The 16,571-nt window shown below is 66.7% G+C and carries 5 protein-coding genes, 4 tRNA genes, 2 rRNA genes and 1 pseudogene; 4 read left to right on the plus strand and 8 right to left on the minus strand.

The features are described 5' to 3' along the window. The first annotated feature begins 313 nt into the window (after positions 1-313). Entirely contained in the window at positions 314-1,642 is a 1,329-nt protein-coding gene (locus NBY65_RS28200; protein WP_162530367.1) for a glycosyltransferase, read from the plus strand. 61 nt (positions 1,643-1,703) lie between these two features. Here the strand turns inward: NBY65_RS28200 and NBY65_RS28205 are convergent, their stop codons facing one another. Then, positions 1,704-2,816: a LacI family DNA-binding transcriptional regulator gene (locus NBY65_RS28205; RefSeq protein ID WP_150038905.1), complete on the minus strand. Its 1,113-nt coding sequence runs from the start codon at positions 2,814-2,816 to the stop codon at positions 1,704-1,706. Positions 2,817-3,184: 368 nt separating this feature from the next. Then, positions 3,185-4,300: an NADH:flavin oxidoreductase/NADH oxidase gene (locus tag NBY65_RS28210; RefSeq protein WP_150038906.1), complete on the minus strand. Its 1,116-nt coding sequence runs from the start codon at positions 4,298-4,300 to the stop codon at positions 3,185-3,187. Between the two features lie 629 nt (positions 4,301-4,929). On the opposite strand from NBY65_RS28210, the gene NBY65_RS28215 reads away from it, so the two are divergent. Continuing rightward, positions 4,930-6,303 (plus strand): MFS transporter, encoded by a 1,374-nt coding sequence (locus NBY65_RS28215; protein ID WP_162530368.1) that lies wholly within the window; start codon positions 4,930-4,932, stop codon positions 6,301-6,303. A gap of 94 nt (positions 6,304-6,397) precedes the next feature. Then, positions 6,398-6,488, plus strand: a tRNA-Ser gene (locus NBY65_RS28220). Positions 6,489-6,678: 190 nt separating this feature from the next. Here NBY65_RS28220 and NBY65_RS33935 read toward each other — a convergent pair. Continuing rightward, positions 6,679-8,409, minus strand: a pseudogene (locus tag NBY65_RS33935) (methyl-accepting chemotaxis protein); the annotation flags it as partial. Between the two features lie 653 nt (positions 8,410-9,062). On the opposite strand from NBY65_RS33935, the gene NBY65_RS28235 reads away from it, so the two are divergent. Further along, a complete protein-coding gene (locus tag NBY65_RS28235; protein ID WP_150038909.1) occupies positions 9,063-12,614 on the plus strand; it encodes a PAS domain-containing protein in 3,552 nt (1,183 codons plus the stop codon). Between the two features lie 58 nt (positions 12,615-12,672). On the opposite strand, the gene NBY65_RS28240 is transcribed toward NBY65_RS28235, so the two are convergent. The 5 genes from NBY65_RS28240 to NBY65_RS28260 all read right to left on the minus strand — a co-directional run bounded on the left by NBY65_RS28240 (position 12,673) and on the right by NBY65_RS28260 (position 16,404). Next, a tRNA-Met gene (locus NBY65_RS28240) sits at positions 12,673-12,749 on the minus strand. Between the two features lie 66 nt (positions 12,750-12,815). After that, positions 12,816-12,930, minus strand: a 5S ribosomal RNA gene (rrf, locus tag NBY65_RS28245). 127 nt (positions 12,931-13,057) lie between these two features. Further along, a 23S ribosomal RNA gene (locus tag NBY65_RS28250) occupies positions 13,058-15,794 on the minus strand. A gap of 433 nt (positions 15,795-16,227) precedes the next feature. Next, a tRNA-Ala gene (locus NBY65_RS28255) sits at positions 16,228-16,303 on the minus strand. Between the two features lie 24 nt (positions 16,304-16,327). After that, a tRNA-Ile gene (locus NBY65_RS28260) sits at positions 16,328-16,404 on the minus strand. Positions 16,405-16,571: the final 167 nt, after the last annotated feature.

Genomic DNA, 16,571 nt, shown 5'->3' on the forward strand with positions numbered 1-16,571 from the left:
CCGGCCCTTTATGAAACCGGTTTCACAGACATGACAATAATCCCGCCCCTTGCTTCGTCATTGATTCAAATCAATGCCTCGTGGTTGGCGGCACTGCCAGGGTCGGCAGAAGAATCATGTGCAAAAACAAGATTCTAAGCATTGCCACCGGCCACCACTTGCGATTTGCGACAGGCCGGCCAGAAAGCGACGCCATCACCTCTCCTGACCGCAATCCCCGCTTTCGCGCCCCGGCCCTGGCAACGTATCTCCTGCCGATGGACATGCCGGAACGGTGCCACGGCCGGCTCGCGCCGGTGAGGAAGGAATGGGTGTGACGCAAGACCTGCAGCAGACCGGCGGCTCGCCGGACCAGGAAGGATCATTCCACACGCATCGCCCCGGCAATGATCCCGGCACGGGCCGACCGGCGCGCGTCGAGATCTTCTATTTCGATGCCGGCGGCGGCCATCGGGCGGCCATGCTTGCCCTGAAGGAAGCGTTGACGGCCCGCAATCCGCATTGGCACGTCGTGCCGGTCGACCTGCAGAAGCTGCTCGAGCCGGTCGATCCGATCTACCGGCTGACCGGCCGGGTGACGACGCCGTTGCGCCGGGTGCTGACGCCGATCGCGCCCAATGTCCGTTTCGGCCCGGTGCAGACGCAGTCGATCTACAACACCGCGCTGAAGACCGGGGTCACCTACGGGGTCGGCGCCATCTTGCCGATGCTGAAGCTTTATATCCGGCGGCATGCGCCACGGCTCGAACAGGAGCTGCGCCGGCACTGGGCGGAGCCCGGCAGCCCCCGGCCGGATATCGTCGTTTCGGTGATCCCGAATTTCAACGGCGTCATGTTCCGGGCCCTGCGCGCCGTCCACGCCCATGTCCCCTACGTCACCGTGATGACGGACATGGTCGATTGTCCGCCGCGCTTCTGGATGGAGGACCAGGACCAGGTCATCGTCTGCGGCACCGATCGCGCCCTCGCGCAGGCGCGCGCGACCGGCTTCTACGATCCCGCCAACATCGTCGGCGTCTCGGGAATGATGCTGGGCAGCCGCTTCTACGACCTGCCCGCGGAACCACGGCTGACCCGACACGAACTCGGCCTGTCCCCGGACCGCCCCACCGCCCTGATCATGTTCGGCGGCAATGGCGCGCTGGTCTCCGAGCGGATCGTCGAGAAGCTGCGGACCTTCGCCCCGGACGTGCAGACGATCGTGATGTGCGGCCGCAACCGGACGCTGTTGCGCACCCTGCAGGGCGTGGCCGGATGCCACGCGGTCGGCTTCGTGCCGAACGTAGCCGACTACATGCGGCTTGCCGATTTCTTCATCGGCAAGCCCGGTCCCGGCAGCATCAGCGAGGCCATCCACATGGGCTGTCCGGTAATCGTCCAGTGCAACAACGCGACGATGCCGCAGGAACGCCCGAACGTGGACTGGGTGCTGAACAACGGCATCGGCCTGTCGGTGCGGAGCTTCCGGCGGAACATCGTCGACGCGGTGCGAACGATGACGACGGATCTGGAACGCTTCCGGCAGGCGATCCGGCGGAACGTGCGACGGAATCAGGCTGTCTTCGAAGTCGCCGCGCTGGTGGAACGGATTGCCGCGGCACCGGCGGCCACGCCCGCCCCGGCCTGCGAGGACGCCGGATAGGACGCGGGCGAAGGCCTTGCCGGCCCCGGGCGGATGGCAGCCGGCCCGGGGCCGGCAGGGCTCAGACCAGCCCGGCCGCGGGCTGGGCAGGCGCCGGAACCGCCATGGGACGCAGACCGGCCTCGCTGGCGGAGGAACCGCGCTCGATCAGCGTGCCGGTGAAGATGGTGCTGTGCGGCTCGTCACGATGGCCGGCCAGGCGGGCGAGCAGGTTGCGCACGGCGGCGACGCCGATGTCGTAGGTGGGCTGCGCGATCGTGGTGATTCCCGGCGGCACCAGGGCGGACCATTCGAGTTCGTCGAAGCCCACCAGGCCAACATCATCGGGCATGTGCAGCCCCAGGGACTGAATGGCCTGCACGGTCCGCAAGGTCACCAGGCCGCTCGCCGCGATCACCGCCTTGCGCCGTGACGAGGGGGTGGCGAGGAAGCGCGCCACGGCCTGCTGCATCGCGTCCGGCTGGTGCAGGTCGACCTCGATCACGGTGCCGGTGCAGCCTTCGTTCTCCGCGATGGCCTGGCGGAACCCGAGCGCCCGCTCGGTGCGCACGCTGACCCCGGTGATGGGTTCGGCGATCAGGGCGATATCGCCGAAGCCGTGCCCGACCAGATGGCGTGTCGCCTCGGTCGCGGCGGCGATGTTGTTGAGGCCGACGAAATCGAACCGCCCCGGCGGCAGCTTGCGGTCCAGCAACACGATGGGCAGGCCGTCCGGCAGCGCGTCGGACACCTGGTCCGCGGCGATGCCGGCCGAATTCAGGATCAGGCCCTCGATGCGGTAGGCGCGCAGCCCGGCCAGCAGTTCCTGTTCCTTGGCATGGCTGCCGCCGCTGTTGCAGAGCGCCAGCATGTAGCCGGCCCGCTGGCATTCATCCTCGGCACCGCGCAGCACCGCGACCGAATAGGGATTGGTGACATCCGCCACCACGATGCCGATCAGCCGGGTTCGCCCGCCCTTGAGGCTGCGCGCGATCTGGCTCGGGCGGTAGTCGAGGGCCGCAATCGCGTCCTGGATCTGCTTCCAGGTGGTCTCCGACAGAACATCGGACCGGCCGCTGAGGAAACGGGACACCGTCGCCTTGGAAACGCCGGCATAGGCTGCCACGTCCGCGATGGTTGCCGCACGCCTGACGGTTGTCCCGCGGCGAACATCGGCAGGCAAACGCCGTAACATGACTACTCCGTCGAATAAAGGCGCATCTGATAATAGTGTCGAAAGCGGCATCGCCCGCCTTGACCCTGATCAAGCAATGCGGCGATTCTCACCGAATCGCAATCGGTGCAGACGACAACCTGAACGAGAACGGTGGTAGCGGATTACTGCCGATGCCGGCGCGATGCCTGGCACGATCCGGCCAGTAAAGATGCTGTCAGGATGATGCATCCACGGCGATGGCCCCCCCGCCCAGGGATGGCCGGCCGAGGCGCCCCTCCAATCAGCCCCGCGTCCGTCGCGTAGCTGCATATCTCCTGGCGTCTGCCCCGGCCGCCGCGACGGGTCCGGCGAAAGCGCCGCCCGTCAACCGGGAGCGCGGCGCGGTTTCAGCGTTGTCCGGAACCGGCGTTTTCGAACAGGTCCTTGTACTCGTGCGGCTGCGACCGCCAGTATTGGCGCGGCGCGACGACCCGCGCCCCGAGCGCCGCCGCCGCATGCCACGGCCAGCGCGGGTCGTAGAGCATGGCCCGGGCCAGGGAGACGGCGTCGGCCTCGGCATTGGCGATGATGGCTTCCGCCTGCGCGGGCGCGGTGATCAGGCCGACCGCGATCGTCGGCAGTCCCACATCGTCCTTGACCCGCTTCGCGTAGGGCACCTGGTAGCCTGGCCCGATCCGGATCGCCTGGTCGGGCGACACCCCGCCGGTGGTGACATGGATCGCGGCACAACCGCGCGCCTGCAACTCTCGCGACAAGGCCACCGTGCCCTCGATGTCCCAGCCGCCCGGCACCCAGTCGGTGGCGGAGATGCGCATCCAGACCGGCCGGTCGGCGGGAAAGGCGGCGCGCACCGCCTCGAACACCTCGAGCGGGAAGCGCATGCGGTTTTCGAGGCTGCCGCCATAGTCATCCTCGCGCCGGTTGGCGATCGGCGAGAGGAACTGGTGCAGCAGATAGCCGTGGGCGCCATGGATCTCGATGCCGTCCAGGCCGAGCCGCGCTGCGCGCCGCGCCGCCGCCACGAAATCGGCGCGCACGCGATCGAGCCCGGCGCGATCCAGCGCCTGCGGGGCGTCCTCGCCGGGGGCATGGGGCACCGGCGAGGGCGCGAGCGTCTTCCACCCGCCGGGCGCGTCCGGAGGGATCTGCGCCCCGCCCTCCCAGGGCGCGCGGCTCGATCCCTTGCGGCCGGCATGGCCGAGCTGGACGGCGACGGGGATCGGGGAATAGGCGCGGATCGCCGCCAGCACCCGGGCGAGCGCGGCCTCGTTGGCATCGGACCAGAGGCCGAGATCCTGCGGCGAGATGCGTCCCTCCGGCGACACCGCGGTCGCCTCCAGGATCATCAGCCCGGCGCCGGAGAGGGCGAGATGGCCAAGATGGATCATGTGCCAGTCGCTCGCATCGCCGTCCCGGGCCGAGTACTGGCACATCGGGGCGATGACGATGCGATTGGCCAGGCGAAGGCCGCCGATCTGCAGCGGCTCGAACAGACGACTCATCGCGCTCCTCCGGAATGCCGCGGGCGGGCGGCGGTCATGCACGATCGATCAAATCATGGGCCAGGTCGCGGTTCCTGCAAGCTGTGCCGGCGCGGTGCGCCCGGAATATTACCGTTGCGCACATGCCCCCTGCCCTCGACGCGGAAAGCGACAATAGATCCTGCCCCCCATGGATGAAGCAGGCATTACCTCTCAAGGACACAGTCAGCAACAAAACGGCGCCGCCACACCTTTTCCTTGAGGCAGATCAATGTGCCACTGGCACAGACGCGCATCGTCGCCATGGCGCATTGGGCGCCCCGGCTGCTTTCGCGTTGGCCTCTGACAGTCAGCGCAATCCGGATTTTTGTTTGGGTGGGCAACTGCATCGGCGGGCCAGCGCCGGTCCGGATGATGTTGCCCGGTGGTTGACACGACAATGCCGAAGCGGGCACCGCGACGGGCAACACGACGGATCGAGGCGCCTCGGTGCCTCCGGTGCGTGCCGCCCCCCTGCGCGCGACCCGACGGCCGTCCCCCCTCGCCCCCTGGGCATCTCCCCTCCTTTGCCTGCCGCCGCTCCTCGTCCGCGTGCGCCGTGTTCGCGTCAAGCAGAGGCACCGGTCCCCGCGCCGGTGCGGAGGGCCCCCATGTCCGTCGCCCTGAGCCGTTCCGTCCCGACCGTGGTCGAGGTCGAGCCGGAGGTCATGACCAGCCTCGCCGGGCTGAACTGGCTCAATTTCCTGGTCGCCCTGATGCAGACGGGCTTCGGGGCTTTCCTGGCGGTCCACCTCACCACGCAGGGCTGGAGCGCGAGCGAGATCGGCTTCGTGCTGAGCGCCGGCACTGTGGCGGCCGTGGCAAGCCAGGTGCCGGCGGGATTGCTGGTGGACTGGGTTCCCAACAAGCGGGCCGTCGTGGCGGCCGCGCTGCTGACGCTGATGAGCGCCTCGCTGCTGATCGCCACCATGAAGCTGCGGCTTCCGGTCTATGCCGCGCTGATCCTGCAGGGCATGGCCGGCAGCGTGCTGGCCCCGGCGATCGCCGCCATCACCCTGGCGCTGGCGCGCCAGGAGCATCTCGGCGAGCGGCTCGGCCACAATGTGCGCTTCGCCGCCATGGGCTCGACGGTCGCGGCGGGGATCATGGGGGCGGTGGCGCTGTGGTTCTCCCACCAGGCCATCTTCCTGCTCGCCGCGTCCTGTGCCCCGGCGGCGCTGCTGACACTGCAGTTCATCCGCCCGGGCGCGATGGCGGCGGCGCGCAGCCGGACCAGCCATCGCGGCGCGCTCGGCGGCCTGGGTCGCGGAGACGCGCCCACGCCGGCCCGGCGGGTGCTGCGCGACCGCCGGCTGTTGATCTTCGCCGCCTGCGTGGCGCTGTTCCAGGTCGGCAATGCGGCGCTGCTGCCCTTGGCGGCCAGTGCCATCACCCGTGCCACGACGCAGGCGCCGGAGTTGGCGCTGGCCACGGGCGGAAGCGGCAGGGTGGCATTGCTGCATGACCGGCTGATCGACCTGGTGGTGCCGGCCTCGATCATCCTGCCGCAGATCCTGGCGGCGCTGATCTCGCCGCAACTCGGCCGGCTGGCGCATCACTGGGCGCGCCGCCCGGTGCTGCTGATCGGCTTCATCGTGCTGCCACTGCGCGCCGCCCTGTTCGCCTGCGACGGCAGCCCGCAGATGATGGTCGCCTACCAGGCCCTGGACGGGATCAGCGCGGCGGTGTTCGGCGTGATGCTGCCGCTGGTGGTGGCCGACATCACCCACGACCATGGCCGCTTCAACCTCGGCATGGGCGTGGTCGGGCTTGCGGTCGGGCTGGGCGCCGCGGTCAGCACCGGCACCGCCGGCACGCTCGCCGACGCGTCCGGGGCCGCCACAGCCTTCCTGGGCCTGGCGGCTGCCGGAGTCGCCGCCTGCGTCGTGGTCTGGCTGGTCATGCCGGAAACCCGGCTCGCCCCGCGCAGCGGCGCCCCGGAACCGGACGCGCCGGCCCCGTGCCTGTCGCCCGCAGATGGCTGATGCCCCGATTGATGACGGAAATGCAGGAATGCCGCGGGGTGGCGCTTGATCTGCCCGGAACGGCTGCTATGGTGCGGCCTCTCGCAGGCACCCTGGAGGGATGGCCGAGCGGCTTAAGGCGCACGCTTGGAAAGCGTGTGTGCGTTAACAGCGTACCGTGGGTTCGAATCCCACTCCCTCCGCCAGCTTTCACCTGAACCGTCATATCCATCGCATCCGGTGTCCCGGATCGCCGCATCTCGCGATGCCGGCACGCTATTTCCGCTTCTCTTCCAGCCGCCGCAGATAGGCGACGTATTCCAGGGTCGGCGGCAACGCGGCGAGTTGTTCCTTCACCGCGAGATTCGTCTGTGCGATGCGTTGCTGCACGGTGCCGATCTCGTTCATCACCCCCCGCACCGTCACCGCCAGGCCATCGCTCTCCTGAGCAAGTTCCGTGAGCCGGCCGACCATGTCGGCAATGCGCGTCCCGAGTCCGCCCGCCGAATCGCGCGTCTGCCCGATGGCCTCCTGGCTGCGCCCAAGCGTAGCGCGGGTGTCGTTGGCAAGCTTGCGCACCTCGCTGGCAACCACGGCGAAACCGCGCCCCGCCTCGCCCGCGCGCGCCGCCTCGATGGTGGCATTGAGCGCGAGCAGGTTGGTCTGGCCGGCGATGCCGTCGATCACGCCAAGCACGGATTCCACCGCCTTCAGGGCCTCGGCGAGCCTGGTGACGCCGGCCACCAGTTCATCCCGCCGCCCCTGTTGCTGGCGGAAGGCCTCGGCATGGTGCACAAGGCCCCGCCCGATCGCCTCCAGCGACTGCCCCATCCTGGTCGCGTACTCCATCATCTCATCGAGGGCGCTGCGCAATATGCCGACCATGTCGGTATAGGGCGCGAGGCCGGCCACCAGGCTCTGGCGCAAGCGGTTGATCTGCTGCAGGCGGTTGACCTCGCGCCGGGCAGAGGCCGCGGCGAAGCGGGCATAGTGCACCGGAAACCGGGCGAGATAATCATCCACGACCCCACCGGCGGGGAACAGGAACAGACCCGTCAGCGTCTGGTTCAGGTTGGTGCCGAGCAACTCGCCGAAAGTCGAGAATCCGGCGGCAGGAAAGCTCGAGAAGCAGGACATGCGGGCGAGCGCGTCCGCGTTGTTGAGCCGTCGCAGGATGCAGTCGTTCAGGATCGCGCCGAGCGGCGCGGGCCGGCCACGCAGGAAGGTCGCAAGATCGGTTTCGGTCTGCTCGACGAAATCGGTGGCCTCGACCAGCAGCAGGTCATCGCCCGACGTGACATCGCAATAGAAGCGCACGACGCAAGCTGCGGTATCGATGGCGGCAACCGAGCGGACACAGAGATCGCCTTCGAGCGACAACGCGAAGGTGTGGCGTTGCAGGCGACGCTCCAGCTCGGCCTCGCCGCAGCCGAAATGACGGCACAGGGCGGGGATGAATCCCGTCACCTCGAGCGTGCGCGGGTCAATCACGCTGGTCACCGTGCGACGCATCGGATCGGCCTCGAACAAGGTGAAGACCTTGCCGGTGGGACGGAAATTCTGCGTCTTGAACACCCCCCAGGTCACACCCGGGGCCAGCTTCAACAGGATGACGAGAGCATGATGCTCCAGCCGTCGCTGGCCGTCATGAAGCCAGGTGGCCACGAAATCGAACTTGCCGCCGGCCGAGCCGCCGATGAACAGCACGGGGAAGCGGCCGGAAGCATAGACCGCTTCCATGAACACACCTTCGCTGGCCGAAAGCCCGTCGAAGAAGGTCAGCGCCACGGTGTCGCACGGATCGAGTGGGAATGCAGGGGACACCGATTCCAGGTTGCGCCGTATCGCCGCCACCCGTTCCTCGACCGAGAGCCGCAGCGTGCCGGAGCGCAGATCCTCGGACTGCAGCGGCACGGCATGCAGGCTGACATCCGCGAGCAGGCCGGCCGGGAAGGCGAGCAGCGTCACATTGTCCCAGGTGCCGGAAGCCGGCTGGTAGATGGTGGCACCGGGGCGCCCGCAGAGTTCGCCAGCGGTGGAGACCAGCACGACCCGCGTGCCGCCACCGAATGCCGCCGTGAGCCGCCGCGCCACCGCCTCGCCATCGACATGCGGCGAGACGAAGCCAAGCACGAGGGTGGGCGCACCAAGCCCGGCCAGGAGTTCGGGCGTCAGCCCGGCAACACTCGCCGACACAGTGCGGAGCTGCGGGGGGGATGCGGGCCCTTGCGAAACTGTTTGCGCAGGGGTGGGTGACACCACCGGTTCAATGGCGTCGGAGCCACGGCCTGCACGGGGACGGCGACCGAAATGCATGCGCAATCCTGCCTGTTGCGGGCGGTAATCAAATTGACCGCCCGCTGAAGTATTACGAAAATCTTCCGATATATAAAGTTATATGGAGACAAATGGAACCAGCTTCGTCGTGCGGCCAACATCGGAGATGATTGAAGTTAAAACTCGCAACCGACCAATCATAGACACACAATCCTGCACATATTGTTTATCGATATAAATCGACGGATAGAAATCAGCTAGCCTGTGCGCGCCAGTGCCGGCAGAATTCTGACATTCTGCGGAAATTGTTCCCTTTAAGAGATATTTCCTGGTACAGATATTATTTGTCAGCCCCCTGGGTTAGAGATCGATCGCGGCCGCGAAAGGAACAAGACGATGTCTGCCTGGCAGGGAAACCTGGACAGCCTTCGCTGCCCGCTCCTGGCCTGGCGGCCGCCCCTCCGCACTCCTGGCGGACCACAGGGATCCCCGGTGCCGTTGCCATGAGAGACGTGGGAAACGAGGCCGGGATCGCCAGGATGAACCATCCCGATACCGGTCCCGCGAGGCTGCCGCCCTCTCCGCGCCTTGCCGTCCTGCTCCTCGGCCTGGTCCTGGCGGTACTGGTGCCCGCGCTTGCCATTGGCGGCCTCGCCGCCTGGCAGATGGCCGCAAGCTATCGCGGCGCGGCGGAGGGACGCCTGCGCGACACCGCCAGCGCCCTGGCGGCGGCGGTGGACCGCGAGATCGCCGGCAACAAGGCCGCCCTCACGGCCTTTGCCGCCTCCCCGGCCTTTGGACCGGATCCGGGCATGCCCGACCTGCCGGCGCTCGGCGCCCATGCACGCCGGATCGCGGAAGACCTCGGCGCGAGCGTGCATGTGCTCGGCCGCGACGGGGCTGCGCTGGTGACCACCCAGCCTTCGCCGGGACTATCCGCCATCGCCGCGCGGGATCTGGTCGAGCAGGTGTTCACCACCGCCCGGCCCGCGGTGGGTGACCTGGCCGACACCGCCTCCGGCAGCTTCGTCCTGACCATCGGCGTGCCCGTCCGGAACGCCAGGGGGGATGTCGCCCTGATGGCCGGGGTCTCGCCCGGCGTGCAACGGCTGCGCGATCTGCTGTCGGTGCCGGACCTGCCGCCGGACGCCTTTGCCGTGCTGCTGGACAGCCAGGGCGTGATCGTGGCGCGAACCGCCCTGCACGACAGCTTCGTCGGCCGTTCCATCCCGCCCGAGAACATGCGCGCCTATGCCGGGCAGGAAGCAGGTCTGTACTATGGCCGGGGTCTGCTCGGGGTGGAGCGGGCCTTCGCCTTCCGCACTGTCACCGGCGCGCCCGGCTGGACCCTGGTCGTGGCGGAACCGACGGAGACCCTGGCCGCGGCCTGGCGCCGGCCACTGTTGGGCCTCGCCGCCGGTGGCATGGTCGCGCTGGCCCTTGCCGGCGGCCTCGCCCTGCTGGTGGCACGCCGGGTGCTGCGCCCGGTGCGCCGCCTCGTCGCGCATGCCCGCGCGATCGCGGTCGATGGCGGCAGCACCGCCACCGCCGCGGCGCTGCCGCCGGCGGAGATCATCGAACTGGAAGAATTGCGCCAGGGCTTCGCCGCGGCCGAGGCCGCCCTGCGCCAGACCGAGGCCCGGCTGCGGCTGGCGACCGAAGGCGCAGGTGTCGGCACCTGGGAGCTCGATTTCACCTCCAGGCAGGGCTTCTGGTCGCCGGAGGCCGCGGCCTTGCTCGGCGTGGGTACCACGCGATTCACCGCGGAAGACTGGATCGAGGCGGTCCATCCGAAGGACCGGCCCCGGGTCGTGGCACGCTGGCGGCATGCCCTCGCGCAAGGGGGGCCCTACGAGGTCGAGTGTCGGCCTGCCACCTTCGGGCCCGGCGAGGGAGAACGCTGGGTGCTGGCGCGCGGCCAGATCGAGCGCGATCCCGTCGGCCGGCCGATCCGGGCCGCGGGCATCCTGCTCGATGCGACGATGCGCCGGAAGGCGGAAGCGGCCCGGCGCGAGAGCGAGGCGACGCTCGCCGTCGTGCTCGACGCCTTGCCGGTGGGCGTCATCATCGCCGACGCCAGGGGACGGATCCTGCGCGACAACGCCGCCAACCGTGACCTCTGGGGCTCCCTGCCGCCGACGGAAAGCTGGGAGCACTACGCCAATTGGGTCGGCTTCTGGCCGGCGACCGGCCAACGCATCCAGGCGCATGAATGGGCCATGTCGCGCGCCCTGCTGCGGGGGGAGGTGGTGCGCGGGGAGCTGGTCGAATGCCTGCCCTTCGGCGGGTCGAGCCGGCGCTGCTTCCTCAACAGTGCCGCCCCCATCCGCGATGCCGCCGGCACCATCATCGGCGGCGTGGTCGTCGAGCTCGACGTGACCGAGCGGCGCGCGGCCGAGGCGGCGCTGGCCAGAAGCGAGGCACGGCTGCGCCTGGCGCTGGAAGCAGGGCGAATGGGGCTGTGGTCGTGGGATTTCGCCACCGGCCGCCTGGAATGGGACGCGCGGCAGTTCGAGCTGTTCGGGCTGGATCCGGCGGAGGGCCCGCCTACCGGCGCAATGGTGCTCGACCGGGTATATCCGGAAGACCGGCCGGGCCTGGAAGCCGCGATCACGGCCGCGCTGGAGACGGGCAACGGCGCCTTCAGCCACGAGTTCAGGGTCAGCCTGCCCGGCGGCGGTCTGCGCTGGATCGGCGGCCATGGTCACGCGATCCCCGGTGGGGACGGACAGGCCCCGCACATGGTCGGGCTCAATTTCGACGTGACGGCACGGCGCGAGGCCGAGGCGGTGCTGACGCGGGAAGCAAGGCACCTGGAAGCGCTCGCCGAGCGGCGCGGGCGCGCCCTGGCGGAGAGCGAGCTGCGCCTCGCCGAGGCCGCACGGATGGAGGCGCTCGGGCGGCTTGCCGGTGGCATCGCCCATGATTTCAACAATGTGCTACAGGCCGTGCAGGGTGGGCTGATGCTGGTGCGCAAGCGACTGGAGCGCGATCCGGAGAGCGCGCGACAATTCCTTGACCGCACGCAACAGGCAGCGGAGCGCGGCGCGGCGGTGACCGGACGGCTGCTGGCCTTCGCACGACGTGGCGAGCTTTGCCCCGAGCCGATCGCCCCCGCCTCGCTGCTCGGCGACCTTGCTGAGATGCTGCATTCCACGCTCGGGGCCGACATCACGCTGCGGGTTGAAGCGGCGCCAGAGCTTCCGGCGGTGTTCGCCGATCGCAGCCAGCTCGAGGCCGTTCTGGTCAACCTGGCCAACAATGCCCGTGACGCCATGCCGCGGGGCGGCGCGCTGGTGCTGCGTGCTGAGGCGGCCTCGATCCGGACCGGGGACACGCCGCCGGGGCTGCCTCCGGGACCTTTCCTGCGGCTTTCGGTCATCGACGCGGGCGAAGGCATGCCGGCCGAGGTACTGGCACGGGTGACCGAGCCGTTCTTCACCACCAAGCCGAAGGGCAAGGGCACCGGCCTGGGCCTGGCCATGGCGCGTGGCTTCGCCGAGCAATCAGGCGGCGCGCTGACCATCGAGAGCACGCCCGGCCATGGCACGACCGTCTCGCTTTGGTTGCCCCAAGGGACGGAGGAGATGTGTCCCATGGCCCTGCCTGCCCTCGCCCCGACCGCCGCCGGCGCGGCGATGACGGGGGAACGGGGCATCAGCATCCTGCTGGCGGAGGACCAGCCGGATGTGCGCGAGGTTCTGGTGGCGCAATTGCAGGAACGCGGCTTCAGCGTCGCGGCGGCCGAACACGGAGCGGCGGCGCTGGCGCAACTGGAGCACGGGCCGCGCCCGGCGGCGGTGGTGACCGATCTGTCGATGCCGGGCGCGTTGGACGGGTTCGGGCTGATCACCGCCTTGCGCCGTCGCTGGCCTCGCCTGCCTGCGGTACTGGTGACCGGCCACACGGGTGGGGCGAGCCCGGATCAACTGGAAATGGTGGAACGCGGTGGCCCGTTCGCACTGGTGCGCAAGCCCGCCGATGCGGAGGTGCTGGTCGATCGCCTCGAGCGGGTTCTTGGACAGAGCCGGAATGTCGGCGTGATGGCCGGATAGCGAAGTGTACAAACGCGAACCGCCGCCGATGCGTGGGCATCGGCGGCGGTTGGTATGGTGGTTGCGGGGATAGGATTTGAACCTATGACCTTCAGGTTATGAGCCTGACGAGCTACCGGGCTGCTCCACCCCGCGGCGAAGCTGTCGACTGATGGGGCGTGTTGGGAGTGTTGGTGTGGTGGGGTCAGGGTGGGTTTGAAGACCTGGCGGCGACCTACTCTCCCGCGTCTTAGGACGCAGTACCATGGGCGCTGGGGTATTTCACGGCCGAGTTCGGGATGGGATCGGGTGGGGGGACCCCGCCAGAGCCACCAGGTCGTCAAACCCACCCTGATTGTGTGTGTCAGGGTGTGGGGGCAGGTTCTGGTGTTTGCGTCGGTGTGTGTGCGTGGTGAGGCCTGAGTGGCGGTTGGTGTGGATGACTGCTGTGCGTGATGGGGGAGATGATCGAGCCTGTTGGGCGATTAGGACCGGTTAGCTGAGCGCGTTGCCGCGCGTATACATCCGGCCTATCGACGTGCTGGTCTTGCACGGCCCTCGGGGAGACCTGGTTTTGAGGGAAGTTTCCCGCTTAGATGCTTTCAGCGGTTATCTTGTCCGCACATAGCTACCCGGCGGTGCCGCTGGCGCGACAACCGGTTCACCAGAGGTGCGTCCATCCCGGTCCTCTCGTACTAGGGACAGCTCCTCGCAAGTCTCCTTCACCCACGGCAGATAGGGACCGAACTGTCTCACGACGTTCTAAACCCAGCTCACGTACCACTTTAATCGGCGAACAGCCGAACCCTTGGGACCTGCTCCAGCCCCAGGATGTGATGAGCCGACATCGAGGTGCCAAACCTCCCCGTCGATGTGGACTCTTGGGGGAGATCAGCCTGTTATCCCTAGAGTACCTTTTATCCGTTGAGCGATGGCCCTTCCACGCGGGACCACCGGATCACTATGGCCGACTTTCGTCTCTGCTCGAGCTGTCGCTCTCGCAGTCAGGCGGGCTTATGCCATTGCACTCAGCAGCCGATGTCCGACCGGCCTGAGCCCACCATCGCGCGCCTCCGTTACCATTTGGGAGGCGACCGCCCCAGTCAAACTGCCTGCCATGCAGGGTCCCGGATCGGGCTGACCGATCGCGGTTAGACATCAGAAGCGCCCAGGGTGGTATTTCAAGGTTGGCTCCGCCGAAGCTGGCGCCCCGGTTTCAAAGCCTCCCACCTATCCTACACAGTGCTCTCCTAATGCCACTGCAAAGCTGCAGTAAAGGTTCATAGGGTCTTTCCGTCTGACCGCGGGTACCCCGCATCTTCACGGGGAATTCAATTTCGCTGAGCCGATGCCGGAGACAGTGGGGAAGTCGTTACGCCATTCGTGCAGGTCGGAACTTACCCGACAAGGAATTTCGCTACCTTAGGACCGTTATAGTTACGGCCGCCGTTTACCGGGGCTTCAATTCAGTGCTCGCACACCTCCTCTTAACCTTCCGGCACCGGGCAGGCGTCAGACCCTATACGTCGTCTCTCGACTTCGCAGAGCCCTGTGTTTTTACTAAACAGTCGCTACCCCCTGGTCTGTGCCACCCGACCATGGTTGCCCACAGCCGGGTCCCGCTTATCCCGAAGTTACGCGGGCAATTTGCCTAGTTCCTTCGACATCGTTCTCTCAAGCGCCTTGGTATACTCTACCAGTCCACCTGTGTCGGTTTCGGGTACGGTCTATACGCTGGAGCTGTTTCCCGGGATGTTCCGGCCGCAGGGACAATCCGATAAGCCCCCACCACGTTTCACATCCGTCACTTCCAGCAGGCCCAGGAATTTTAACCTGGTTCCCATCGACTACGGCTCTCGCCCTCGCCTTAGGGGCCGGCTCACCCTGCGCGGATTAACCTTGCGCAGGAACCCTTGGACTTTCGGCGACAGTGTTTCTCACACTGTTTGTCGCTACTCATGTCAGCATTCGCACTTCCGATACCTCCAGGAGGGGTCACCCCACTCCCTTCGCAGGCCTACGGAACGCTCCGCTACCGCGCAGATTGCTCTGCACCCGCAGCTTCGGCACGTGGCTTGAGCCCCGTTACATTTTCGGCGCAGGATTTCTATTAGACCAGTGAGCTATTACGCTTTCTTTAAAGGATGGCTGCTTCTAAGCCAACCTCCTGGTTGTTTTGGAATTCCCACATCCTTTCCCACTTAGCCACGATTTGGGGGCCTTAGCTGGCGGTCTGGGCTGTTTCCCTCTCGACGATGGACCTTAGCACCCACCGTCTGTCTGCCGCGCTGCACTCCTCGGTATTCGGAGTTTGGTTAGGTTTGGTAAGTCTTTGGGACCCCCTAGCCCATCCAGTGCTCTACCCCCGAGGGTGATCACACGACGATCTACCTCAATAGATTTCGCGGAGAACCAGCTATTTCCGAGTTTGATTGGCCTTTCACCCCTAGCCACAGCTCATCCCCGACTTTTTCAACAGGCGTGGGTTCGGCCCTCCAGTGGGTGTTACCCCACCTTCAGCCTGGCCATGGCTAGATCACTCGGTTTCGGGTCTTCTGCCCGCGACTGAACGCCCTGTTCAGACTCGCTTTCGCTGCGCCTACGCCTATCGGCTTAAGCTTGCCGCGAACAGAAACTCGCTGACCCATTATACAAAAGGTACGCCGTCACCGCAGATGCGGCTCCGACTGCTTGTAGGCATTCGGTTTCAGGTCTATTTCACTCCCCTCATCGGGGTGCTTTTCACCTTTCCCTCACGGTACTTGTTCGCTATCGGTCACCAGGGAGTATTTAGGCTTGGAGGGTGGTCCCCCCATGTTCAGACAGGATTTCACGTGTCCCGCCTTACTCAAGGACCCAACGATCTAAACGCATACGGGGCTATCACCCGCTCTGGCCGGCCTTTCCAGACCCTTCTGCTTACAATCGCCAGGCCACTGGCCTGTTCCGCGTTCGCTCGCCACTACTAGCGGAATCTCTGTTGATGTCTTTTCCTCCGGGTACTGAGATGTTTCAGTTCCCCGGGTTTGCCTCCTGAACCTATGGATTCAGTTCAGGATACCCCTAAGGGTGGGTTTCCCCATTCGGATATCCACGGATCAACGCCTGCTCGCGGCTCCCCATGGCTTTTCGCAGCGTGCCACGTCCTTCATCGCCTCCTGGTGCCAAGGCATCCACCGAATGCCCTTATCGCGCTCGAGATCTCCAAACGAACCTTACGGTCCGTCATGACCCACCATGCACAGGAACCATCCACACCAGCCCTTTCGGGTGATGCAGACACTCCGCAACACGGCAGGCCTCGAACTCAGCACACACATGACGCCTTTGAACGCATTCGCTGCTGCCACGGGTCGTGACACCCCCTCGCGGAGATATCCGTACCGGTCAGACTTGTGGCTTCGGAGAATGATGGCTGTGGACCACCCTCCCCTGGCAGCGCGCCCAAAGACGCACCAGAACCTGATTCACACTGACAAAGACCAACAACCCGGTCACCCGGATCACATCCCGACGCCAAACGGCCCGCTTCCCTCGGGAATGCGGACAGCTCAGACGCGGAAACTCGGAATTCCACTGCGACGCCTGAACCCTCTCACCGGGAGCTTCTCAGCTCAACCGGCCACCAGAAGATTGGTGGAGGTGATCGGGTTCGAACCGACGACCCCCTGCTTGCAAAGCAGGTGCTCTCCCAGCTGAGCTACACCCCCAACCGTCACAGACCCACCGGCATGTGGTGGGCCAGGGAGGATTTGAACCTCCGACCCCACGCTTATCAAGCGTGTGCTCTAACCAGCTGAGCTACTAGCCCTAAGCCAGGAGATCCTCTCTCGAGGAGATATCATCGTCGTCGCAGGGAAGGGATACGTTGGCGGCGCCCGGAGGGCACCCGACAGACGGGTCGCCTATGGCATCCGCCACAGGACTTCTCGGATCCCGTTGTGAGCAACAGGATCCATTTCGGAGCCTCCCAAGACC

It is taken from the genome of Rhodovastum atsumiense (assembly GCF_937425535.1).
Lineage (GTDB): Bacteria > Pseudomonadota > Alphaproteobacteria > Acetobacterales > Acetobacteraceae > Rhodovastum > Rhodovastum atsumiense.